Annotated in this window: 24 protein-coding genes; 6 read left to right on the top strand and 18 right to left on the bottom strand. The window is 51.8% G+C overall.

Translation table 11 applies throughout. The features are described 5' to 3' along the window. Positions 1 to 8 precede the first annotated feature (8 nt). From CYQ09_RS04750 to CYQ09_RS04775, 6 genes are all read right to left on the bottom strand, one after another. Positions 9 to 1301: a Gfo/Idh/MocA family protein gene (locus CYQ09_RS04750; RefSeq protein ID WP_106744249.1), complete on the bottom strand. Its 1293-nt coding sequence runs from the start codon at positions 1299 to 1301 to the stop codon at positions 9 to 11. After that, a complete protein-coding gene (locus tag CYQ09_RS04755) occupies positions 1298 to 2389 on the bottom strand; it encodes an ABC transporter ATP-binding protein (protein WP_106744250.1) in 1092 nt (363 codons plus the stop codon). The genes CYQ09_RS04750 and CYQ09_RS04755 overlap by 4 nt, the downstream gene beginning before the upstream one ends. A 13-nt stretch (positions 2390 to 2402) precedes the next feature. Further along, positions 2403 to 3311 (bottom strand): carbohydrate ABC transporter permease, encoded by a 909-nt coding sequence (locus CYQ09_RS04760; protein ID WP_106744251.1) that lies wholly within the window; start codon positions 3309 to 3311, stop codon positions 2403 to 2405. Continuing rightward, positions 3292 to 4185 (bottom strand): carbohydrate ABC transporter permease, encoded by an 894-nt coding sequence (locus CYQ09_RS04765; protein ID WP_106744252.1) that lies wholly within the window; start codon positions 4183 to 4185, stop codon positions 3292 to 3294. The genes CYQ09_RS04760 and CYQ09_RS04765 overlap by 20 nt, the downstream gene beginning before the upstream one ends. Positions 4186 to 4253: 68 nt before the next feature. Beyond that, on the bottom strand, positions 4254 to 5534 hold the full coding sequence (locus CYQ09_RS04770) for an ABC transporter substrate-binding protein (RefSeq protein ID WP_106744253.1): 1281 nt from the start codon (positions 5532 to 5534) through the stop codon (positions 4254 to 4256). 93 nt (positions 5535 to 5627) lie between these two features. Then, complete coding sequence (locus tag CYQ09_RS04775; protein ID WP_239495849.1) at positions 5628 to 6716, bottom strand: glycoside hydrolase family 88/105 protein; 1089 nt, start codon at positions 6714 to 6716, stop codon at positions 5628 to 5630. Between the two features lie 239 nt (positions 6717 to 6955). Here CYQ09_RS04775 and CYQ09_RS04780 point away from each other — a divergent pair, with 239 nt between their 5' ends. The 3 genes from CYQ09_RS04780 (at position 6956) to gndA (ending at position 10367) form a co-directional block, all read left to right on the top strand. Beyond that, complete coding sequence (locus tag CYQ09_RS04780; RefSeq protein WP_106744255.1) at positions 6956 to 7747, top strand: IclR family transcriptional regulator domain-containing protein; 792 nt, start codon at positions 6956 to 6958, stop codon at positions 7745 to 7747. Positions 7748 to 7878: 131 nt separating this feature from the next. After that, the gene (locus CYQ09_RS04785; protein ID WP_239495850.1) at positions 7879 to 8850 is read left to right on the top strand and encodes a calcium/sodium antiporter; all 972 of its coding nucleotides are present in this window, start codon (positions 7879 to 7881) and stop codon (positions 8848 to 8850) included. A gap of 113 nt (positions 8851 to 8963) precedes the next feature. Next, complete coding sequence (gndA, locus tag CYQ09_RS04790) at positions 8964 to 10367, top strand: NADP-dependent phosphogluconate dehydrogenase (RefSeq protein ID WP_106744257.1); 1404 nt, start codon at positions 8964 to 8966, stop codon at positions 10365 to 10367. Between the two features lie 47 nt (positions 10368 to 10414). Here the strand turns inward: gndA and phoB are convergent, their stop codons facing one another. From phoB to CYQ09_RS04850, 11 genes are all read right to left on the bottom strand, one after another. Next, positions 10415 to 11101 carry a phosphate regulon transcriptional regulator PhoB gene (phoB, locus tag CYQ09_RS04795; protein ID WP_106354339.1) on the bottom strand — a complete coding sequence of 229 codons (687 nt, stop codon included), beginning with the start codon at positions 11099 to 11101 and terminating at the stop codon, positions 10415 to 10417. 4 nt (positions 11102 to 11105) lie between these two features. Next, positions 11106 to 11813, bottom strand: coding sequence for a phosphate signaling complex protein PhoU (gene phoU / locus CYQ09_RS04800; protein WP_106744258.1), 708 nt, complete (start codon positions 11811 to 11813; stop codon positions 11106 to 11108). Positions 11814 to 11825: 12 nt separating this feature from the next. Continuing rightward, a complete protein-coding gene (pstB, locus tag CYQ09_RS04805; protein WP_106744259.1) occupies positions 11826 to 12626 on the bottom strand; it encodes a phosphate ABC transporter ATP-binding protein PstB in 801 nt (266 codons plus the stop codon). 12 nt (positions 12627 to 12638) lie between these two features. Continuing rightward, the gene (gene pstA, locus CYQ09_RS04810; protein WP_106744260.1) at positions 12639 to 13958 is read right to left on the bottom strand and encodes a phosphate ABC transporter permease PstA; all 1320 of its coding nucleotides are present in this window, start codon (positions 13956 to 13958) and stop codon (positions 12639 to 12641) included. Next, positions 13955 to 15157, bottom strand: a complete 1203-nt coding sequence (gene pstC, locus CYQ09_RS04815; RefSeq protein ID WP_106744591.1) for a phosphate ABC transporter permease subunit PstC — start codon at positions 15155 to 15157, stop codon at positions 13955 to 13957. Before pstC ends, pstA begins: the two co-directional genes overlap by 4 nt. Before the next feature lie 66 nt (positions 15158 to 15223). Continuing rightward, entirely contained in the window at positions 15224 to 16264 is a 1041-nt protein-coding gene (locus CYQ09_RS04820) for a substrate-binding domain-containing protein (protein WP_106744261.1), read from the bottom strand. 115 nt (positions 16265 to 16379) lie between these two features. Next, a complete protein-coding gene (locus CYQ09_RS04825; RefSeq protein WP_106744262.1) occupies positions 16380 to 17408 on the bottom strand; it encodes a sensor histidine kinase in 1029 nt (342 codons plus the stop codon). Between the two features lie 9 nt (positions 17409 to 17417). Continuing rightward, a complete protein-coding gene (locus tag CYQ09_RS04830) occupies positions 17418 to 17684 on the bottom strand; it encodes a hypothetical protein (RefSeq protein WP_162617567.1) in 267 nt (88 codons plus the stop codon). 234 nt (positions 17685 to 17918) lie between these two features. Continuing rightward, positions 17919 to 18440: a gamma carbonic anhydrase family protein gene (locus tag CYQ09_RS04840; RefSeq protein WP_106744265.1), complete on the bottom strand. Its 522-nt coding sequence runs from the start codon at positions 18438 to 18440 to the stop codon at positions 17919 to 17921. Next, positions 18437 to 19075 (bottom strand): guanylate kinase, encoded by a 639-nt coding sequence (gmk, locus tag CYQ09_RS04845; RefSeq protein WP_106744266.1) that lies wholly within the window; start codon positions 19073 to 19075, stop codon positions 18437 to 18439. Before gmk ends, CYQ09_RS04840 begins: the two co-directional genes overlap by 4 nt. A 3-nt stretch (positions 19076 to 19078) precedes the next feature. Continuing rightward, on the bottom strand, positions 19079 to 19969 hold the full coding sequence (locus CYQ09_RS04850; protein ID WP_106744267.1) for a YicC/YloC family endoribonuclease: 891 nt from the start codon (positions 19967 to 19969) through the stop codon (positions 19079 to 19081). A gap of 183 nt (positions 19970 to 20152) precedes the next feature. On the opposite strand from CYQ09_RS04850, the gene CYQ09_RS04855 reads away from it, so the two are divergent. After that, complete coding sequence (locus CYQ09_RS04855) at positions 20153 to 20794, top strand: PAS domain-containing protein (protein WP_106744268.1); 642 nt, start codon at positions 20153 to 20155, stop codon at positions 20792 to 20794. Here the strand turns inward: CYQ09_RS04855 and CYQ09_RS04860 are convergent, their stop codons facing one another. Beyond that, a complete protein-coding gene (locus CYQ09_RS04860) occupies positions 20795 to 22165 on the bottom strand; it encodes a class II 3-deoxy-7-phosphoheptulonate synthase (RefSeq protein WP_106744269.1) in 1371 nt (456 codons plus the stop codon). It lies immediately after the preceding gene. Between the two features lie 180 nt (positions 22166 to 22345). Here CYQ09_RS04860 and CYQ09_RS04865 point away from each other — a divergent pair, with 180 nt between their 5' ends. Next, a complete protein-coding gene (locus tag CYQ09_RS04865; protein ID WP_106744270.1) occupies positions 22346 to 23341 on the top strand; it encodes a GlxA family transcriptional regulator in 996 nt (331 codons plus the stop codon). A 172-nt stretch (positions 23342 to 23513) separates the two neighbouring features. Further along, positions 23514 to 24710, top strand: a complete 1197-nt coding sequence (locus CYQ09_RS04870) for an ABC transporter substrate-binding protein (protein WP_106744271.1) — start codon at positions 23514 to 23516, stop codon at positions 24708 to 24710. Positions 24711 to 24718: the final 8 nt, after the last annotated feature.

The raw sequence follows: 24718 nt of genomic DNA on the forward strand, positions 1-24718 counted from the left end.
TCCTGTGTTCAGCTTAGCGTAATGCCGCGTGCCTTTAGCATTGTCGGGATATCGACAGTGCTCCCGGTCTCGATTGACATGTTCGCGGCGATCCCAGTTAGGATTGACCAACCACCTGCAACATGATCCGAGGCCCGATTGTATTGGTCCGGTTCCATGTTATCTGGGTCAAAAATATACCCCAGCATGACAGGATCGGCCCCGCCGTGGTGCCCTTCGGCTGTTGGGACATCTATCTGCTGCGGTGCTTGACCGGCGATGTGTAGTTCGGTCCAAACCGCTTCTTTACCTGCGTGGGCGCGTTCGCCACCAAAAACGCCGTGAACCTCGACGTGCTTATGTGTCAAATCGCCTTTGGTCCCTTGGAACTTGATCTCTAGCCCCTCCCACGGGGAATAGGCCGTCAGGGTATAGTTGACCGTGGCACCTGATCCATAACGGATATGAGCCTGCATCGTGTCTTCTATCCCGATATCTTCGTCGAATACGCATAGGTCGCGGTAATACCCGTCTTCGTGTTCGGCCTCGCGGTACAGCGCATGAAGTTGGGCGTCTTCAGCTAGGTTAAGTTCAAAATCGCACTGACTGGCAACTTCGCAAGTCGCGCAGCGCGGCCCACGATGTGTAAGCCCCATGTCGCGCGCGGTTTCAGGTCGGTAAAACGCCCGCCGCCCAGAGGCAGTTACCTGCGACGGAACTGCACCTAACCACCAATTCAACAGATCAAAATGGTGCGTCGATTTATGGACCAGCAGCCCACCAGAGTTTTCCTTTTGGCGATGCCAGCGACGAAAATAATCTGCACCGTGAACACGGTCTAGGTGCCAACGGAAATCAACGGCTGTGACCTCACCAATTTGGCCTGATGCGATGATATCTTTGACCTGTGTCCGCGCCGGTGAATAGCGATAGTTAAAGGTAACACGAACCTGACGCCCTGTGCGTTTCTGGGCGTCAGTGATCTGTTTCAGAGAGGCAAGATCAATCGTCATGGGCTTTTCGCAAATGACGTCACAGCCCGCCTCGAATGCGCGAACGATATAGCTGGCGTGTAGGAAATCGGGGGTGGTGACCACGACGGTATCGGGCTTTTGTTCCGCTATCATCGTATCGAAGTCAGCAGCATCATATGCCGCGACACCGTTGGTTCCTTCACGCGAAGCGGCCTGCGCAGCAAGGCTAAGCCGATGAGGGTTGTTATCACACACGGCCACGATTTCATGTTTGTTAGGGTAATCTTGGGTAACGCTGCCGCTAAACATCGCGTGCCTAGACCCGCAACCGACAATGGCAAGTTTCATGCGAATGCTCCCTCATGTGTGAATGCGACACGGTCGCCGTTATGGTCGAAAACATGCACATCGGCCGTTTCAAATCCAAAGGTAATGTTCTGCCCGCGGGCATATTTTTCCTTACCGCTGGTCTGAAGCAATACCGTCGCACCCGATGGTAGTTTCGCATGCAACAAAATTTCGCTTCCCAAATATTCAACCAATATGATTTCCGCAGTGACTTGTATTGAACCACCACCAAGCACCAATGCTTCGGGGCGAATGCAGATCGTCACGTCGTCAACCGCGCGCTCCAATCCGCGAACTTCGAAGTCTTCAAACTCGGGCGCGGATATGTGGATGCCATCCGCGATTTTTGATGCGGTGGCTTTGAACATGTTGATCTTGGGCGATCCGATGAACCCGGCAACAAATAGGTTCGCTGGGCGCGTATACAGTTCCTGCGGGGTGCCGACCTGTTCGATAGTCCCCTTGCGTAGAACTACAATCCGACTGGCCATGGTCATGGCTTCGACCTGATCGTGCGTCACATAGATCATTGTGGTGCCCAGCTTGGCGTATAGCGACGCAAGTTCGACGCGCATTTGCACACGCAGTTCGGCGTCAAGGTTCGATAGGGGTTCATCGAACAAGAACAGTTTGGGTTCGCGGACGATCGCACGACCAATGGCGACGCGTTGCTTTTGGCCGCCAGAAAGCTGACGGGGTTTGCGTTCTAGCAGTTCTTCGATTTGCAAGACGCGGGCTGCTTCGTCGACACGGCGGGCGACCTCGGCCTTGGTCATCTTCATGTTCTGCAATCCAAACGCGAGGTTCTTGCGCACCGACATGTGTGGGTACAGCGCGTAGGATTGAAAAACCATCGACAGTTCGCGTTTGGATGCAGGCAGATCATTAACGATTGTATCTTCGATCGCGATCGTACCGTCAGTGATTTCCTCAAGCCCGGCAATCATCCGCAGTAGCGTCGATTTTCCGCAGCCCGACGGACCAACAAGCACCAAGAACTCCCCGTCATGAATATCAAGATCAAGCCCGGACATTACCGACAATCCACCGTAGGATTTACCCACATCTCTTAGTGTTAAACCTGCCATTTGTAGCGGCTCCTTATTTCATTCCCGAGGTGGCAATGCCGCGCACGATAAGTTTCTGGAAAGCGATGAAAAACACGATGACTGGCACCAGCGACAGAACGGACATTGCGAACATCTGTCCGAAAATCGATTGCCCTTCTTGGTCAAGGAACAGCCGCAGCGCCAGAGGCACCGTGTATGATTTGATGTCATTCAGGTAGATCAGTGGAGCAAGAAAATCCTCCCACACCCAGATAAGCGAAAAGATCGCAGCAGTGCCCATGGCAGGCAAGGACAATGGTAAAATGATCGCCCAATAGATTTTGTAAGGGGAACAGCCGTCGATCATCGCAGCCTCGTCTAATTCGCGGGGTAATTGCCGGAAGAACTGCACCATCAAAAAGATAAAGAACGCGTCGGACGCCAAAAACCGTGGCACGACAAGCGGCAGATAGGTATCCACCCAACCTAGGTTCAAAAACAAGACATATTGCGGGATCAGAACAACGTGATACGGGATCATCAGCGTCATCATCATCAACGCAAAGAACAGATTCTTGCCATTGAATTGAAGCCGCGCAAACGCATAAGCCGCGAACGAACATGACAGCAGGTTACCGATCACCGAAAGCACCGTGACAATGGCCGAATTCATATAAAATACGGTGAATGACTTTGGCAGCGCGTTCCAACCTTCGGTATAGTTGTTCCAGTTGAATTCAGACGGCCAAAGCGTAAGCGTGCTGAAAATCTCGTTCTCGGGTTTAAGAGATGAGGCGAGCAACCAAAACAACGGATAAAGCATCACAATCGACATCCCGATCAGAAAGATGTGCTTGTAGATCCGCGCCCGGCGCGCCCGTTTTTTCTGACCCAATCGGATTTCATGGGCGATCTGTGCGTTCTTGTCGCGAACGGTCATGTCAGTCGCGTTCGTTTTCATAGTGCACCCAATATTTAGAGGTAAAGAAAGTCATTGCCGTGAAGAAGCCGATGATCAGCAACAATACCCAAGCCAGCGCAGACGCATATCCCATGCGGAAGAACTTGAAGGCTTCGTTGAACAGATAGACGGTATAGAACAGCAGACTGTCAGCTGGTGCGCCTGTCCCATTCGAGATGATGAACGCGGATGAAAACGTCTTAAAGGCTTCGATCGTTTGCAGCACCAGATTAAAGAAAATCACAGGTGCCAGTAATGGTAGCGTAATTCGGAAAAACTGACGTCGCTTTGACGTCCCATCGATTTCAGCTGCTTCATACAGGTCGCGCGGAATGCCCCGCAAACCCGCCAGAAAAATCAGCATCGGCGAACCGAACTGCCACATCGCAAGCACAACAAGCGTATAGAGCGAGGTATTCGGGTCCGAGATCCATGCAGCCCCTTCGATCCCAAATTTCGCCAAGACCTGATTGACGACACCATCAACAGAGAACAGCTGCCGCCACAAAATTGCGATTGCGATTGACGACCCCAACAGCGACGGAAGATAGAAAATCGCGCGATATAACCCGATGGTGCGCAGCCCCTTATCCAACAGCATCGCAACGCCCAAGGCCATCGCAAGCCGGGCGGGAACCGCGAGCGCGACATAGGTGAATGTGACTTCTAAGGCTTTCCAAAAACGCCGGTCGCGTTCGAACATATATTCATAGTTATCCAACCCAACCCAGCGCGGGTCACCGACCATATCGTAACGCGTGAACGACAGGTACAAAGACGCCAGAATAGGCCCCAGCGCGAGCAAAAAGAACCCCACGAACCAAGGTGATAGAAACACATACGCGGGCGCGTTTCGCCTAAAGAATTTCTTCATATTTCGTTGCTCTTGGGCCAGAGGATACCGGCCCCAACATGGTCAGGGCCGGTTTTGAACGCAGGTGACTACCGGGCGCGATCAACGATAGATTGGGCATCTTCGATAAAGATACCAGCTGCCTCGGCGGCATCCATATTGCCCAGCACAACATCAGTACCGATCCGCATGAATGCGTCACGCACTTCGCCTGCACCTTTGGGGGCTGGCAGCGGCAATGGTCCAACCTTGTCTTGGATCGCGTTAAAATAATCTACCGAGAGCTTTTCAGGTGGTGTAAAGCTCGGTGCTAGCGCCTCGCGGACCATTGGGTTCGCAGGAATGCCGCGTTCAAGACCTAAGATCGCGGTGGCCTCTGGGTTGTTGATCCAGTCGTTCATATACATAATTGCGGCCTCGACATCATCAGCGTCACGGGTAAGCGACATGAACATTGATGGCTTAATAAATTGCCCCCAGCCGGCGCCGCCCTCTTTGTGCGCAACCATTGCGGCGCCGATCGCATCACCGACAAGCCCTTGCACCGCGACAAGCTGGTTTGACCAGCAAGGCGACATTGCACTTTCGCCAGTCACGATACCCCATTCAGACATTGGCTTGTCCAGAATGACAGTGTGGTTTTTATCCATGACGATGCCAGCATCACGCATTTCGCCCCAATAAGCCCAGTAACCGGCGACGTCTTCGGCGGTCGCAGTCACATTGCCATCGGCATCATAGAAATCACGTCCCTCTTGGCGGGCCCATGCCTCCATGTATTCGATCAAAAGCGAGAAATCGTCAGCGCCTTTGGCATTGGTTTGGGTCGCAACCTGTTCGCAAGCAGCGGCAAATTCTTCGCGGGTCCAGTTGATGACATCGGCGTCGATACCGGCCTCTTCGAACAGGCGGGTGTTAAATGGAACAACCTGAGAGTTGGAGCCGATATTCAGCGCGTAAAGCTTACCGTCGACCATACCACCAGACAGTGGGCCAGCGTCAAAGTTCGACAAATCAAGGCCGTTACCAATGTGATCGTCAAGCGGCTGCAATGCGCCACGACGGACATATTCGAACAAAAAACGGTAATCCATCTGCACGAGGTCGGCCATGTTGCGGCCCGCAGTCTGCGTGGCCATCTTGGTCCAGTAATCCCCCCAGCCGATCGTCTCGCCAGAGACCTCAACGTCACTGTGGTTCTTTTGAAAGACATCGATCACTTCAAACGTGCGGCGATCGCGTTCGGGGTTTCCCCACCAAAAGTGGCGGATCGTACGGTCTGCAGCCATAGCAGGTAGTGCGGGCAACGCAGTTGCAGCTGCCGCACCACTTATTGTTCCAAGCGCTTGGCGCCTTGTCATTCTTCCCATGTTTTCCTCCCTTGGGCCCGGCTGAAAAAGCCGGAATATCTCCATTCATTTTTCGCGTGCCCTGCGTTAAATCGCCGGGTCATTATGTCGTTCTTAGATGTATGTTCGCAGGTATTCGGACAGGCACAGCATCGCCATCGATTGACCATATGGCATCGATGTCAGCGGAATCTGTTTGTAAAAATCCATGTCGTGGCCCATCGCGGTACCAAAGGAAACATTCAGCAATTCGCCATCGTCGCTGATGTTTTCAACAACAGCTTTTACCGCGTTTTCAGCAACGTCGGCATAGCTTTCGTCTAGATACCGCAGTCGCACTGCCTTTAGCAGACCATAGGCAAATCCGGCAGTTGCTGACGCCTCAACATAGCTTGATGGGTCATCCAACAACGTGTGCCACATGCCCGATTTTTCGTCCTGCATATGCTTTAACGCGGCAGCCTGACGGCGCAGCGTCGAAAGCAAATGCTCGCGGATCGGGTCACCTTTTTTTAAATCAAGCATGTCGATGAATTCGGGGATCGCGATGGTCGCCCAGCTATTTCCGCGCGCCCAAAGGGCATCCGCAAAGTTGTGGTTGCCCTCAAATGTCCAACCGTGGAACCAAAGCCCGGTTTTGCTATCCATCAGATATTGAATATGGGTCAAAAACTGGAACTTTGCTTCCTCGACATATTCAGGACGCCCCAGCACCAATCCAATTTTGGCCAGCGGTAGTACGCTCATCATCAGGGTGTCATCCCACATCTGGCCGGGGTTCACGCTGTTGTAGGTAATATGCTGCAGTCCGCCCTCTTGGACGCGCGGCATTTCATACATGATCCAATCGGCCCACTGTTCCAGATATGGGCGCCACTCACTGTTCGCTTCGACCTCGTAAAGGCAGGCCAACGTTAGAAAGGGGGCAACTGTGTTGATGTTTTTTGTGGGGGTGCCCTCGGCCAAACGGTCCGAAAACCACCCATCGATGATAGATTTTGCAGTTGGATTACGGGTCTGCTGGAAATACTTCAAAAGACCATACAGGCCAATGCCATGCGTCCATTCCCAACCAGCCCACCCTTTGGTGTCAATTTCCCGGCCATCCTCGAGCTTTAGAATGAACTCTCCGGTGTCATCGGAAATATTGATCAAATTGTCCGCTAACACATCGATTAGCCTGCACGCCTCAGCACGGCTCATAAAATGGTCTTTCTGTCGCAAGAGGGGATCCATGTAGGCCGTATCCTTGGAGTTAAATTTTTTGAAACGTCATTTCAAAATATCTTGGACATAAGTGCCATCAAATATCAACAAAAATATCATCTAGTATGTTAAGTATTTTCCGTTGAATTTTCAATGCTTTGCGCGTAATACTTTCATCGTCCGTGATGTGATTGCATTTTTTATGAAACCACATTCCAATTTTTTAGGTGCGTAAAATGGCGAATCCAGAACAAAAAACCGAGAATGTTGCAGCCGTGCTCAAGGTGTTTTCTGTACTCGAGTCATTGGTTGAAAATCGCAAATCAACGTTGGCAGATTTAGCCAACCTTGCCATGACATCCAAAGCAACAACGCATCGCCTTTTGAACACGATGATTGAACTTGGGTACGTCGAAAAAGACGAAGACACCGAACGCTACGGGCTTACTCTCAAATTGTTCAGCCTAGGGGCGCGCTCTATTCAAGACCGATCTGATCTACTTTGGGCCGCTGATCGCGTTATGGCAAAGCTGTCTCGCCTCACCGGCGAATCCATCAATTTGGGGATCATGGATAACACCGAAGAAAAGGTCGTCTATACGCATAAATATGACAGCCATTACAATCTTTCGATGCAGTCGACGTTAGGCAAACGCAATCCGCTGCATTCAACGTCACTGGGTAAAGCGCTGTTGGCATGGCGCGACCCAAAAGAGATCGAGGACCGCATGTCCCGTATGATATTCGAAGTTTCGGCACCCAACACAATTACCGACAAAGAAACCCTTCGTAACGATCTCATCGCAACCAAAGAACGCGGCTATGCAGAAGAGATCGAAGAAAGCGAAGCAGGTGTGCGATGCATTGCTGTTCCTATATTCGATCATTTGGGCCGGCCGGTTGCCGCAATGTCGATCGCTTTTCCGCTATTCAGGTTTAGCGAAGACCGCAAACCCGAAATTCTAAAAACCATAATCGAACTTGGCCAAGAGGCGTCAACATCATTGGGCTATGTCCCAAAGCATTAATTGCTGCACATCAAACAATCTTTTGCACAAAACCGTACCCTCTGAATGAAAATTGGGGATAGGGCTATTCACGCGGGTGCATGCAATGCATAAGTGCCCAGACAACAACCGATGTTACAGGACACCCAAAGTTGATACTCCCAAATTACGATCTTTTTGTTCTTTCCGCTGGCGCGATTATGTTCGGGCTTGTTTTGCTGATCAAAGGGGGCGATTGGACAATTGACGCCGCTGTTTTCATCGCGGAACGCACTGGTTTGTCGCCGCTTTTCATCGGTGCCACCATCATCTCATTCGGGACGTCGGTGCCTGAGCTTTTCACATCGGTGAACGCAAACTTGCAAGGCTTTCCAGGTATTGCGCTGGGCAACGTCCTTGGGTCAAATATCGCAAACATTTTGCTCGTTCTCGGGGCGACCGCGATCGTATTTCAGATTGAAGGTAAAGCAAAAGATCTAGTCAAAGATTTGGCAATGATGTTGCTTGCAACGGGCATCCTGACCTACGGAATGTTCGCGGGCGTGTTTTCGACCGGACTTGGGTTGATCATGTTTGGCATTCTCGCTTGCTTTGTTTTCTACCAGTACAAATCCGACAGCCTTGATATTGAGATCGAAGATGCCGACGACGAATGCGTCATTCCATCAATGGGGTTCGCGCTGTTGATCTTACTTGGTGGCTTGTTTGCGCTTGCGATTGGATCAGAGATGCTGGTCAAAGGCGCTGTCGTGACTGGAACGCTGATCGGTGTACCAGAAGCGATCATCGGTATGACTGTTGTCGCGTTTGGCACATCATTGCCCGAGCTTTCAACCTGTATCGCAGCCGCCCGCAAAAAGTCCGTCGGCCTGATTTTAGGGAACATCATCGGCTCTAACACCTTTAATATCCTGTCAATTGTGGCGCTGACAGCGATCATTAAACCGCTCGAAGTGACACCTGTTTTGATGGGAATGCAGCTTTGGGCGACGGTCGGTATCGCTGTTGGGTTTGCAATCTGGATGCTAGTTGTTGGAAAAATCACAAAACCTGTCGGCATTGCTATGGTAGCCGCCTATGCAATTTTCACCGTGGTTCAATACATTATCCCAACGGCTGCATAGCCACGGTGAAGGAAAGCTATCGTAGTGCATAGTTTTCCTTCCATCCCCCGTTTTAATCCCTGTTTGGACAGCCTATACAACTGTCGAAATCGTATTACTCGGGGATCCCGTAAATGAGCAACGCAGAGATTGGCCTTATCGGCCTTGGCACGATGGGTGCCGCACTAGCATTGAACATCGCTGATAACGGCTTTGATATTGCAGTCTGGAACCGTACGAGCACGGTGACAAAAGATTTTCACGCGAACGCCGGTGCACTTGCCGATAAGATTACGCCAACCGAAACGCTTGCAGAACTGGTTGCAGCAATCGCCGAACCACGCGCGATTATCCTGATGGTCCCCGCTGGTCAGCCAGTCGATGATCAAATCGCCGCACTGCGTCCGCTTCTTGGTGATAACGACCTGATTATCGACGCTGGCAATGCGAACTTCCATGACACCAACCGCCGCGCAGAAGAAGCCGGCGACCTGCCGTTCCTTGGCATTGGAGTGTCTGGCGGCGAAGAAGGCGCGCGTTTTGGCCCATCAATCATGGGTGGCGGCAAACGCGAATATTGGGACCGCGTTTCACATATCTTGACGGCGATTTCTGCAAAACATGAAGATACGGCATGCGCGACGTGGATGGGCGAAGGCGGCGCTGGTCACTTTGTCAAAGCCGTTCACAACGGTATTGAATACGCCGATATGCAAATGATTGCCGAAGTATACGGTATCATGCGTGATGGTCTGGGTATGAATAACGCTGCCATCGCTGACACATTCGCCACATGGGACAAGGGCCCGCTGAAATCATACCTGATTGAGATTTCGGGCAAGGTTGCAGGTGCCGTTGATCCAAAAACCGGTGCGCCGATGCTTGACATTATTGTCGACGCCGCTGGCCAAAAAGGTACTGGCCGTTGGACTGTCATCGAAGCTCAGCTTTTAGCGGCCCCAATTCCTGCGATTGAAGCCGCAGTTGTAGCGCGTAACCTTTCTTCTCAACTTGAGGCACGTGCCGCAGGCGAAGACCTGTTTGGGACCGCGCCACGACAGATCCCACATGATGCACTGTCATTGGGCACACTGGAGCAGGCGCTCATGGCTGGTAAAATCCTGTGCTACGCACAAGGGTTCGATATGATCACCAAAGCATCTGAAGAATTTGGTTGGGCGCTTCCGCTTCCTGCGATTGCGCAAGTCTGGCGCGAAGGCTGTATCATTCGGTCCGCGATGTTAGACGATATGTCGACAGCTTTGGCTGAGGATGAAAACCGGAACCTAATGTTCGCGCCAACTTTTGCGGACAAACTCAAAAGCAATCAAGACGCACTTCGTCAGGTCGTAGCACAAGGTGCGCTGCACGGCATCGCCCTACCCGCCCTGTCTTCAGGTCTGACATATTTTGACGCGATGCGTACTGCGCGCGGTACGGCGAACATGATTCAAGGTCAGCGCGACTTCTTTGGTGCGCACGGCTTTGCACGCACAGATGGTGGCTCTGGGCACCACGGCCCTTGGGGCAACAACTAAAGAAAAGCAACGTAGGGTGGGTTTAAACCCACCTTACGCCAACGGCATTAGCCAAGTGCATATCCAGCACCGCGCACAGTGCGCACAGGATCATCACCACCATGTTGGGTCAGCACTTTGCGTAGACGACCAACGTGCACATCGACAGTCCGAGTGTCGACATAAATATCCCGCCCCCAGACACGGTCCAGTAACATATCGCGTGACCAAACGCGTCCCGGTTTTTCCATAAATGTGGTCAGTAGCCGAAATTCGGTCGGACCCAGTTTAAGTGGATTTTCGTCGCGCGTTACCCGATGTGTCTCTGCGTCGAGTACGATATCTTCGTAAGTAAGCACCTGCCCCACGGTCGCAGGGCGAACACGACGCAGCTGCGTGCGAACGCGTGCCATCAATTCGGAAACTGAGTATGGCTTAACCACGTAATCATCTGCGCCAGTTTCAAGGCCACGGACCTTGTCGACTTCCTCGGAACGGGCTGACAGCATGATCACTGGGATACCGCGGGTTTCAGGTTTCACCTTTAACCGACGGCACACCTCGATCCCAGAAAGATGCGGCATCATCCAGTCCAAGATGATGACATCTGGGGTATCTTCCTCGACGCAAAGCAACCCTTCCTCACCGTTTTCAGCACGGGTTACGCGGAACCCTTCGGCCTCAAGATTGTAAGCAAGAACTTCGCGTTGTGCAGATTCGTCTTCGACGACAAGAACATGAGGTTGCTGTGCCATAGGATTAGCCTGTCTCCGCAACAAATGCCGTTTTATCACCTTTGGGGCGTGCTTCTTCGGGCATTTCACCAGTGACCAGATAGATAACCTGTTCTGCCATGTTCGTCGTTAGGTCGCCCATCCGTTCGATGTTTTTCGCCATGAAATGCAAATGCATGCAAGATGTGATATTGCGCGGATCTTCCATCATGAAAGTCAAGAATTCCCGGAACAACGCGTTGTACATTTGGTCAACTTCTTGGTCGCGTTGACGTACAACTTCGGCCAGTTCTGCATCGCCACGAACATATGCATCAAGCGTGTCTTTCAACATTTGCTCGACTTCGCGCGCCATACGGCGCAACGCGGTATCGGCACCGCTAACCGGGCTCATTTCGACCAAAACGCTGGTACGTTTGGCAATATTTTTGGCGTAGTCACCGATCCGTTCAAGGGACGCAGACAAGCGTAGAACGGTCAAAATCGCGCGCAGATCTTTTGAAACAGGTGCACGCAACGCAATTGTGCGTGCGGCCTCTTCGTTGATTTGCTCTTCTAGGTCATCAATCGCTTTGTCGGCTTTGCGGACTGCTTCAGCCAATTCAACATCGCGGTTAGCAAGAGAATTCGCCGAGCGAAGGATTGCCTCCTCGACCAAGCCACCCATTTTCATGATTAGCGTTGTGATCCCTTCAAGATCGCGGTCATAGGCGGATGAAATATGTTCGTTCATCAGATGTGCTCCTTAACCGATCCGGCCGGAAATATAGCTTTCCGTGCGGGGGTCTTGTGGGTTGGTAAAAATTTTGTCGGTGTCATCGAATTCCACAAGGTTCCCAAGGTGGAAAAACGCGGTTTTCTGACTAACCCGCGCGGCCTGTTGCATCGAGTGGGTCACGATCACAACCGAGAAGCTTTGGCGCAATTCGTCGATCAGTTCTTCGACTTGCGCTGTCGCGATTGGATCAAGCGCCGAACAAGGTTCATCCATCAATAATACCTCAGGGGCCGTTGCAATTGCGCGTGCGATACACAAACGCTGCTGCTGTCCACCCGACATCCCCGTACCGGGCGCGTTAAGACGGTCTTTGACCTCGTTCCATAGGGCCGCTTTACGCAGCGACTTTTCAACGATTTCATCAAGATCGGTCTTGTCACGCGCGAGACCATGAATTTTCGGGCCGTAGGCGACGTTGTCATAAATCGACTTGGGAAATGGGTTTGGTTTTTGAAACACCATACCAACCTTGGCGCGCAACTGCACCGGATCGACCTTGGGGTCATAGATATCTTCGCCGTCAAGCAAGATATCACCGGTGACACGACACACATCAATTGTGTCATTCATCCGATTGATACAACGTAAAAAAGTTGACTTACCGCAGCCTGATGGCCCGATAAAGGCTGTCACTGTTTTATCAGCAATCTGCACGTCAACGTCTTTGATCGCGTGGTTGTCGCCGTAATAGACCTGAACGTTTTTCGCTTCGATCTTAATATCTTGCTGGGTACTCATTGTGCGGTCCATTTGAATCATATCTTCCATTTTCGCTCTCCTCTACCAGCGTCGTTCAAAGCGGCGACGCAGGTAGATCGCGACCGCATTCATAATTAGCAGAAAAACCAGCAATGTAATAATCGCACCGGATGCACGCTCAACAAAGCCGGGGTCAGCACGTTGTGTCCAGTTGTAAACCTGTACAGGCAGCGCAGTTGAGGCTTCGCCAAACAGCCCGCTTTCTGGAGTAAAGGCAGCCGGGTATTCGCGAACGAAAGCCACCATACCGATCAACAACAAAGGTGCCGTTTCACCCAAGGCTTGGGCTAGACCAATGATTGTCCCTGTCAAAATCCCCGGTGCTGCTAATGGCAAGACGTGGTGAAACACTGACTGCATCTTTGATGCGCCGACGCCCAATGCCGCATCGCGGATCGACGGGGGTACAGATTTCAACGCGGCACGGGTTGAGATGATAATGGTTGGCAATGTCATCAACGTCAGAACCAAACCACCGACAAGAGGCGATGATTGGTTAAACTCCATAAAGTTGATGAAAATTGCAAGGCCAAGAATACCGAACACAATCGACGGCACCGCAGCAAGGTTTGAGATGTTTACCTCAATGACGTCAGTCCACCGGTTCTTTGGCGCGAATTCTTCGAGGTAGATCGATGACGCAACACCAATCGGCAAAGCCAAGCATAACACAATAAGCATCATATATAGTGAACCAAGGATCGCGACGCCGATCCCCGCTGCCTCTGGGCGTTGGTCCGATGCGTCAGGCCAAACAAAGAAATTCCAGTTGAACTTTGTCTGCATGATGCCTGCATCGGCTAGGGCTTGGGCAATTTCCAATGCTTCCGGCGATGTATTACCATCAAGCGCCGCACTTTCCATTGTGACGCGGCCTTTAAAAAAACCATCGATACGGCCTGATGCAAGAACGTCGAATTGCACTGTCTGACCCACCAAATCAGGGCTCCCCAGTACACGGTTACGGACGGTCGCGGCTGCCTCTTTTGAGATCATGTTGCTGATCTCTTTGTTCGACAGATCCGTTTCGATCCCCTGTTCTTCCAAAGTCGCGAGTAGCGCGTTGCGCAAAATAGGTGCGTAACCAATCGTGGTCACCTTGGACATCACAGAAATGTCGCGCACACCAGATTTATCCAGCTTGTCTTCGGGTAGCTCTACGTTCAACGAGATAAAGGTCTGTTGAAAAGAGCTAAGTCCGTTACCTAAGACCGAAGTCAGCAAGATCACCAGCGCCAGCATGGCAACGATAATCGCCCCCAGCCCGTAGGCCTTAAAGCGTGCCTCGGCCGCGTTCCGCTTTTTGGTGCGCGCGTCCGTTGTTAGCAAAGAGGTCGTCATTCGTACTGCTCCCGGTATTTACGCACGATAAACAGCGCAAAGACGTTCAGGCCCAAGGTGATGACAAACAGCGTCAAACCAAGTGCAAAGGCTACCAGCGTCTCAGGGCTGGCAAAGTCGGTATCACCAGTCAGCTGACTAACGATTTTAACGGTGACAGTTGTCATCGCTTCGAATGGATTAAGTGAAAGCCGCGCCGCGGCCCCCGCGCCAAGCACCACGATCATGGTCTCGCCGATGGCGCGTGACGCCGCAAGCAAGACAGCACCAACGATACCTGGTAACGCCGCAGGAATAACCACCTGACGGATGGTTTCAGATTTCGTGGCACCCAGTCCAAAGGACCCATCGCGCATCGCCTGCGGCACAGCGTTAATGATGTCATCTGAAAGTGAACTGACGAATGGGATCAGCATGACCCCCATAACGAGGCCAGCGGTCATCACGGATGATGCGCTTTGCCCCAGCCCCATTGGGGAAGCAAAGTAATCGCGCAAAAACGGGCCGACCGTAACCAGTGCAAAAAGACCGTATACAATCGTCGGGATACCCGCCAAGATTTCAATCGCAGGCTTTGCAACAGACCGCATGCGGCTACTTGCGTATTCCGACAGGTAAATCGCGGCGAACAACCCAATAGGCACGGCAAAAAGAAGCGCGATAAAACTGATATATAACGTCCCCCACAACAGTGGCAGAATACCCAGATCAGAGTTACCACGAAAGTTAGGAGACCAGTTTGCGGAAAAAAAGAAGTCGCGCCAATCGTATTGCTCAAAGAAATTGAACGTCTCGAACAACATTGAAAACACGATGCCGACAGTCGTCATGATCGCGATTGTTGAAGCAAAGATAAGCAGCCCCATAATCCAACGTTCCGCGAATGTGCGCGCACGGCTTTCTTGTTTAATGCCAATCAGTGAAAGCGCAAAGCCCGTCACCGCCAAGGCAATTACGACAAGCGTAAACAGCCAAGACCCTTCTGCCTCTGCGAGGCGACGGTACAGCGAAAATAAAACGATCGCCGCAAGTGGCGGTATCGCAGTGGCAAGAACGGTATTGAGGGCATGTTGCTTGGGCAGTGAAACCAACTTGCGGATGTCTCCGCCAGCGACTTGCAATGCCCGCGTCTTGGCTAGGAAGTAACCTGTGATGGTCAAGCCTAGAATCACAAGAAGCGGAATGGTCAGCGATTGCATGATCGTTTCCAACGTATAAAGGGTTCGCATGAGGCGCCGGTGTGGCGCCTCATACTCATAGTAAACTTAAGAGCCGCTGCCCATAGTCACTTCATCAGCAACAGTCGCTTGAACAGATGCCAGCTCTGGGTCGGAAACCAGACCATATTCTGCCAATGGACCATCTGGGCCAGCAATGTCGTCAGATACGAAGAATTCTGCAAATTCTTTCACACCAGGAACAACACCGATGTGTGCTGCCTTGATGTAGAAGTACAGTGGACGTGACACAGGGTAGTCACCAGCAGCGATGCTTTCAGTTGTTGGAACAACGTCAGACATTGTTGCAACTTGCAGTTTGTCTGTGTTGTTTTCATAGAAAGCGAGGCCAAATACGCCGATGCCGTTGTTGTCAGCTTCGATGCGGGCCAGTGTTTCTGTGTAGTCGCCATCGATGTCGACAGAAAGACCATCAGTGCGGATCGCCATACATGTGCCTTCGGCTGCATCTTCGTCGCCGCCGTTTAGACCCATGATTGCTTCCATTGCGCCGCTTTCTTCGCAGCCAGCAAGGATCACTTTTTCTTCGAATACTTCACGTGTGCCGTGCTTTGTGCCCGGGATGAAGGCTTGGATCGGCTGCGCTGGGAACGCTGGGTTTACTTGGTCCCATGTCTCAACAGTGTTTGTAACCAAAGCGCCGTCTACGACAACTTCGGCAGCCAAAGCTTTGTACCAATCTTCGGGTGTGAATTCGAAACCGTTACCATTGATGTCAGATGCAAAAACGATGCCATCATAACCAATGCGGACTTCGATGATGTCAGTTACACCAGCTGCAGCACATGCTTCAATTTCTGATGATTTGATCGCACGAGATGCGTTTGCGATGTCGATAGTGTTTTCACCGACGCCTTCGCAGAAACGCTTAAGACCTGCAGAAGAACCACCTGATTCAACAACAGGTGTTGGGAAATCAAAGTTTTCGCCAAAGACCTCAGCCACGATAGACGCGTAAGGCAATACGGTAGAAGAACCAGCAACCTGTACGTTGTCACGTGCAGCAGCAGAAGTTGCGGTAAGGGCAGCAAGAACTGCGGTTGTCGCAGTCAGTTTCATGATCGACATCAAATCACTCCAGTCAGTCAAACATCAGTTGCACGCGAGCCGCGCAACCATTGCGCTTCGTCTAGAAGCCGCTCTCGAAGCTTTTGTGACACTTGTGTAAAAGTTTTATGACGACCTACGAAATCGGCAAAAAAACTGAAATTGTGGTTCCTGCCCCAAGCTCACTGTCGATCAACAGTCTCCCCCGGTGCCGATTCACGATGTGCTTTACAATAGCTAGCCCAAGCCCCGTGCCCCCGATTTCGCGGGACCTGTGATTATCCACGCGGTAGAATCGTTCAGTCAGGCGCGCGATATGGTGATTTGCGATTCCTTCGCCTTTGTCAGCGACGCTGATCTGAACGGCTTGCGAACGTAGCCGCAGATCCATGGCGCATGCGTGGATCGTCACATTTACGCTCTGACCGCTAGCGCCGTATTTAATGCCATTCTCAACCAAGTTCGTGAAGACTTGCACCAATTGCCCAGCATCGCCCGGTACCATGTCCCCGTCACCAGCGTTATCCAAGGTCACTGTAACACCGGCGGCGGCGGCCTGTGGTTCTAGGCCTTTGATCACGGAACTAAGTAACGCCGGTAGATCAACATGTTCGCGCGGCCGAACACGCTCATCCTCTTCGACACGCGAAAGCGACAATAAGTCGTCAACCAAACGGGTCATGCGGGTTGCTTCATGTGACATGATCCCAAGAAACCGATCCCGTGCCGCTGCATCATTCCGAGCCGCGCCACCTAATGTTTCAATAAAGCCCATCAACGCGGTTAATGGCGTGCGCAACTCGTGGCTCACGTTGGCGACAAAATCGCGGCGCATTTTACCAGCATCTTCCGATGCAGTCTGATCTTCAAAGCTCAGGACAATGTCAGCACCAGCGGGCGAAACAGCAACTTGGTACACCGTATCCTTTGCGCCATCACGATTAATGAACCGGACATTTGCTGATCCGCCACCGCCACGCAATGTGGTGATCGCCTCGAGGACGCTGGGTTGGCGCAATGCAGATATATAATGGTTACCAACCAACCCAGACCCAAAAATCACTTCGAGCGCAGGATTAACCGCACGTACACGGTCGTCAGGTCCAATGACGAGAATAGGCATCGGTATAGCAGCAATGACATCGCCAATATGGTAGTAGGCCATGATTTATTCCTAATATTTATTATCACCGACGTTTTGACGCGAAAAATCAATTGCGCCAACCCAGTTATTCAGCAAAGCTAAGAAAAGCCACACAGGTTGTAATTTGTGATGCCATTCAAGAGTTGTTTGTTTTATGTCGAGCCAAGGTAACACCGCCAAAATTTTACCGTTCCCCATTTCATGTCGGGCGAAACCAAAAACAATTGTTGTTGGGGATGTCGTCAGATGGAAAGCACAGGGACGCAGTATTCCGCCAATTGACGGCGTAAAAGTCATACCCATTTCGGCGTTAGATCAGAAATCCATAGCTGAAATAGCCCCCGAGACCATCTTGTCCCCGCTGATCGCAGACACATTTGACGCATTAGATGTTGCAGAAAGACTGCATGATTTTGGGTATCTTGGTCGCTATTGTGCGCTGTCAGAGACTCTTCCCAACCGACACGCTGTCATTCAAGAGGTAAACTCTCATGCGCCGAGTGTTTGGTTTGATATTCTGATGATGCCAGCCTAAAGCGGCTTTAAGTCCCGTGCGAACTTTGCCGCGTTTTCCTGATAATGTAAGGCTGATGCCTTAAGACCAGCGCGCGCTGTAGCATCAAGTTCGCGGATGATTTTACCCGGCGCACCCATCACCAGTGACCCGTCGGGAATGACCTTGCCTTCTGTGATCAGCGCACCCGCGCCAATCAAGCACCCTTTGCCAATCACCGCGCCATTCAAAACCGTAGCGCCCATACCAATAAGGCTGTCATCCCCAATCGTACAGCCGTGCAGCATAGCCTTGTGTCCAATCGTGCACCCTGCCCCAATTGTCAGCGGGAAACCCATATCTGTGTGAAAAACACAGTTTTCCTGTACATTGCTTCCTGCACCAATCGTGATCATTTCATTATCACCACGCATCGTGGTGCCGAACCATACAGATGACTTTTCAGATAACGTAACACTACCGACAATGTGACAGCCCGGCGCGATCCACGCGTCATCAGCAACAGAAGGTTGCCTATCTCCTAACGCATAAAGTGTCATTCGCGTTCTCCAAATTGAGTTTGCAACTCGCGGACATGGTTCACCAAATCTGGCTGTTGGGAACGACGTAAACGCTCTGCACTGATGATTGTCTTAAGGCGCTCTTCGGTCGCGTCCAAATCATCGTTTACCAGAACATAATCGTACCCGTCCCAGTGGCTAATTTCATCCCAGCTTTTTTGCATCCGTTTTTCAATAACTTCGGGCGCATCCTGACCGCGGCTAACCAAACGACGGTGCAGTTCAGTAATCGACGGAGGTAGAATGAAAATCGACAGCACGTGTTCCTGTAATGCTGAATTACTGATCTGCTGTGCGCCCTGCCAGTCGATATCAAACAAGACATCACGCCCGGCCTCAATCGCGGCCTGTACGGGCGCCTTGGGCGATCCATAGTAGTTTCCAAAGACCCGCGCGTGTTCAAGCATTTCACCGCTCGCGACCTGTTCTTGAAATTCGGGCACCGACACAAAGAAATAGTCTTTGCCGTTTTCCTCGCCTTCACGTGGTTCGCGAGTCGTGGCCGAAACAGAAAAGCGCAGACTGTCGTCCCACTTACGCAAACGCCCAGCGAGCGTTGATTTTCCCGCCCCGGATGGTGACGAAAGAATGATCAAAAGGCCGCGTCTGGACATCAGTTACTCCACATTCTGAATTTGTTCGCGCATCTGGTCGATCACGGCTTTCAGGTCAAGCCCGATTGCGGTCAGCGGCGCGGACTGCGCTTTGGCGCAAAGTGTATTAGCTTCGCGGTTGAATTCCTGCGCGAGAAAGTCAAATTTGCGGCCAGATGGTTTATCATCGGCAAGCAAATCGCGGGCGGCTTGCACATGCGACTTTAGACGATCGATTTCCTCGGTCACGTCGCTTTTCATTGCTAGCAAAGCAAGCTCTTGGGCGATACGTCCGTCTTCGACTTCTGCGACATCTTCCAGCACACGCCGAAGCGCGGCCGTCAGGTTATCACGCACTTGCGGTGCACGGTCGGCCGCCGCCTTTGCGGCATCATCGGTCAATTCCGCAATCTTGGTTAACTGCCCTGCAACAACATCATGCAACGCTGCACCTTCTATTCTACGCATTTCACAAAAATCGGCCAAAAGCGAAGGTATGTCAGATTTTAACGCGGCGACGAGCTGTTCAGCGTCGTCTTGGGGCTGTGCGGCGACCAAAACCCCGCGCTGGCCTAAAACATCGGCTGCGGTTGGCTGCGCGAGCGTTACACCCTTTATAAATGCGCGTTCTTGCACGGTATCAAGCGCGGTAAGTACCGCGTCTAACCGGGCCTCATCAATCGCAAGCTGACCGGCTGTCTCTTCGCGATTTAACCGCAGGTTCACAGTCACATTCCCGCGCGCGATTGCATCTCCGACAGCTGAACGCAGCGCAGGTTCCACACCATCCAGACCATCCGGCATACGCAAACGAAGATCAAAGCCCCGTGCATTCACGCCCCGCATTTCCCAGCTCCATGATACAGGGCCAAGCGCGCCTGTCCTGCTTGCAAATGCTGTCATCGATTGGGTCATGTGTCACCGCCTACGCTACTGTTTGCATTGGTCCTATTGGATAAATGGTCCATTGGGCAAGCCTGAGTGCGTTAACCGTTTAACACTTTGTTAAGTGAACATATGACAAAACTGCGTTAAATTCGACTTAAAGGAAAACATAATTGTCCTGAATTTTGAATTTATAGGATCGCCGAGGATCACATGGAAGTAGTTAGTCACATATCGTTTCGTCGCCACCAAGATTTCCCAGGGGCGAATGACCCCATTTTACAAAGCCTTGAGGCATATTGGCAGGCGCTTCGCCACGCTAGTCAAATCCCGTCACGCAATGATATTCAGCCACGGAAAATCGACGATGCGCTGCCGCATACGTTCATCCTTCAACGGATTGCGCCCGGAATTGCACGGATGCGGGTCGCGGGTCAGAAACTGCATGATCTATTGAAAATGGATGCGCGCGGCATGCCGATTGGTACGTTCTTTGCCCCAGAGGCGCGTGATGAACTGACACAGCTAGTAGAAACCGCTTTCACCGAACCCGCGATTATTGCTTTACCGCTGTATGCACCCGGCAACATCGTTCGTGCGCCTTTGACGGGTACGATGCTTATGTTGCCGCTGCGCGATGACAATGGTCAAACCAGCCGTATTCTAGGGGCAATTGTTACTGACGGGAATCGCGGCAATCGCTCCCGCAAGTTTGAAATCGCCAAAGATCTGCCCATGCGTCACGAAACATTGGGGATCAAGCTTGCGAGGTCACATAGGAACCCACTCACGCTCAACAAAAAAGGGCCAGACGCGATGCATCCGGCCCTTCGTTTGGTTGTAAACAACGCTTAATTAACCAGCTTTAGCTTGGCCCAGCTTGTTGCGGCGTGCCGACAGTTCTTCGGAAACAAGGAACGCCAATTCAAGCGACTGCGACGCGTTCAAGCGCGGATCACAGGCTGTGTGGTAACGGCTAGACAGGTCTTCGTCTGTCACAGCGCGGATACCGCCGGTGCATTCAGTCACGTCTTTGCCCGTCATCTCAAAGTGCACACCACCTGGGATCGTGCCCTCTGCGTTATGAACAGCAAAGAATTCTTTGACTTCGCGCAGCACGCTATCGAACGGACGGGTTTTATAGCCCGTTGTCGATTTGATCGTGTTGCCGTGCATCGCGTCGCAGGTCCAAACAACGTTTGCGCCTTCTTCTTCGACGGCCTTGATCAGGCGCGGCAGATGTTCACCAACTGAACCCGCACCAAAGCGCGCGATCAGCGTCAGACGACCCGCTTCGTTTTCAGGGTTCAACGACGCCATCAACGCCTTGAGATGGCCAGAAGTCATAGATGGGCCACATTTCAGACCAATGGGGTTTTGAACACCTTTGCAGAATTCAACATGCGCCCCGTCTGGCTGACGTGTGCGGTCACCGATCCAAATCATGTGGCCAGAACCTGCAAGCCATTTACCAGACGTCGAATCCAAACGGCAAAGCGCCTCTTCATACTCAAGCAACAGCGCTTCGTGGCTGGTGTAGAAATCAACTGTCTGTAGTTCATGGTTGGTATCTGTGGTCAGGCCAGCAGCTTCCATGAAATCAAGCGTATCAGTGATGCGGGCGGCCATATCGCTATATTTTGCGACTTCGTTGGTGTCGGTAAAGCCCAAAGTCCACTTGTGAACTTCGTGAACATTCGCAAAACCACCTGTTGAAAACGCACGCAGCAAGTTCAACGTCGCAGCCGCCTGCATGTAGGCTTGCGACATACGCTCTGGGTCGGGAATACGTGATTCTGGTGTGAAATCGAAACCGTTGATAATGTCACCACGGTAGCTTGGCAGTTCGACACCGTTCACAGTTTCAGTTGGCGCTGAACGTGGCTTCGCCATTTGACCAGCCATACGACCAACCTTAACCACTGGCACCTTGGCGCCATAGGTCAGAACCATCGCCATCTGCAGCATCACTTTGAATGTGTCGCGAATAGCGTCGGCACCAAATTCAGCAAAGCTTTCGGCACAATCGCCGCCTTGCAGCAAAAACGCTTCTCCACGGCTTACCGCGCCAAGTTGTTGTTTCAGTTTGCGCGCTTCACCAGCAAAAACCAATGGTGGATAACTGGCAAGACGACCTTCGACAGCGCTAAGCGCGGCTGCGTCGGTATACTCAGGCATCTGTACCCGGGGCTTGTTGCGCCAGTCAGATTTTTGCCAGTTAGTCATTTTATTGCTCCATTTGCAGTCATAGTGAACTAATTTTAGGTGCTCCGTATAACGCGCACAGCCCTAAGGGCCAATACGAAAGTGCAATGCACCCCGGAAACTGCCTTTCCGTCACTTTGGGGCTTGATAGACAAAGTCAAAACTGGTTCGGTCGTTCGATACTCTTTTCGGACAAAGCCCATGTATGCAGACCCACAAATCGTTGAAGTAGATCACAGCGGCAAACCACGCCATTTTGTGTTTGTTCTGTTGAACAATTTCACGATGATTAGCTTTTCCGCGGCGTTGGAGAGCTTGCGGATTGCGAACCGCACCGCAGGTAAGCCCCTGTATACATGGACAATTGTCAGCGAAGACGGAGAAGATACCGTTTGTTCAAGCGGCTGTGCATTTCGCGTTGAACACAGCCTCGGCGAAACAGATCGCGACGACACGATTATGGTGTGTGGGGGTATCGGCGTTAAAATCGCAACGACAAAACGATTGTTAAACTGGCTAAGACGCGAAGCGCGGCGCGGCGCGACGATCGCAGGGCTTTGCACCGCAGGTTACACAATTGCAAAGGCTGGCCTGCTGGATGGAAAGCGCGCCACAATCCATTGGGAGAATCACGACAGCTTTCTGGAAGAATTCGAAGATGTTACACTCACAAAATCAGTCTTTGTTGTCGACGGTAACCGTATCACAACGGCCGGGGGCACAGCATCGCTTGATTTGATGATTAAGCTCATCGCGGACGATCACGGTGAGGATCTAGCCAATGCTGTGGCCGATATTTTGATCTATTCTTCGATCCGAACGGACCAAGATACACAGCGGCTATCAATCCCGACGCGAATTGGCGTCCGACACCCGAAACTTTCCAGCGTTATTAAAATGATGGAAGAAAATATCGAAGAACCGATCAGCCCGACGACGCTTGCTTCTGATGTCGGTATGTCGACACGGCAGTTAGAACGGCTATTTCGACGTTATTTATCAAGAAGCCCAAAGCGCTATTATATGGAACTACGCCTACAAAAGGCGCGTAATCTGCTGATGCAAACAGATATGACCGTCATTAATGTCGCCTTGGCCTGTGGTTTCGCATCACCATCGCATTTTTCAAAATGCTATCGGTCGCATTATGATACGACACCCTACCGCGAACGTGGCAGTCACGCATCGCGCGCGTAATCATGGACAAAACCAAATCCTTGATCTGATTGTTCTAAAACATGCATCAAAGCCGTGGTGCGCAGCATAACTTTACCATTTCGAAGAAATTGACCTTTCGTTCAGACTTTCCTTTTGGAAACACGCTGATAAGCTGCCGCCCAGAATACAAAAAACCAACGGGGAGTCTAAAATGAAAAAATTACTTATGGCGACATCTGCCATGACAATGATTGCGAGTGGCGCAATGGCTGCTGGCCACGCTGAAGAAGTCAAAATCGGCGTTATCCTTGGCTTTACCGGTCCGCTTGAATCGATCACCCCTGCGATGGGTGCTGGCGCTGAACTTGCAATGGCAGAAGTCACCGAAGCAGGTGCTCTGCTAGATGGCGCAACCGTGACACCTGTCCGTGGCGACAGCACATGTATCGACAGCAGTGCGGCGACCACAGCGGCAGAGCGACTGATCACGTCCGACAATGTGAACGCGATTATGGGCGCTGACTGTTCAGGCGTCACAGGCGCGATTTTGCAAAACGTCGCGCGTGCGAACGGTGTAGTAATGGTCTCGCCTTCGGCAACGTCACCGGGGCTTTCAACAGCCGAAGATGACGGCCTATTTTTCCGCACTGCGCCATCTGATGCGCGCCAAGGGGAAATCATGACAGAAATTCTGGGTGATCGCGACATCACCGAGGTTGCTCTGACATATACCAACAACGATTACGGTAAGGGTCTTGCTGATGCGTTCCAAGCGGCATTTGAAGCGGCTGGCGGAACAGTAACCATCTCTGCTGCACATGAAGACGGCAAAGCAGATTATTCGGCTGAAGTTGGCGCACTAGCATCCGCTGGTGGCGAAGTTCTGGTTGTAGCGGGCTATGTCGATCAAGGCGGTTCTGGTGTTGTGCGCTCCTCGCTTGATTCAGGTGCATTTGATACGTTTTTCTTCCCAGACGGTATGGTTGGCGCGGCGCTGAATGAAAACTTCGGTGATGAGCTGAACGGATCAATCGGGAGCTACCCCGGCACAAACAGCACTGGCGCGGCGACGTTCTTTGACATGGCCGAGGCCGCAGGCTTTGACGGCACAAGCACCTTTGCCGCAGAATCTTATGATGCGGCAGCCCTGATCATGCTGGCAATGCAAGCAGCGGGTTCTTCGGCATCAGCAGACTTCAAAGACCACGTCTTTGACGTTGCAAACGCACCAGGTGTTGAAATTTTCCCAGGTGAAATTGCCAAAGGTCTAGAGCTTCTCGCTGCTGGCGAAGACATCGACTATGTCGGCGCATCTGCCGTTGAATTGATCGGGCCCGGCGAATCTGCTGGAAACTTTCAGGAAATCGAATTCACTGATGGTGTATATTCCACGGTTAAATATCGCTAATAACGCGG

The organism is Yoonia maritima, from assembly GCF_002933395.1.
Classification (GTDB): domain Bacteria; phylum Pseudomonadota; class Alphaproteobacteria; order Rhodobacterales; family Rhodobacteraceae; genus Yoonia; species Yoonia maritima_A.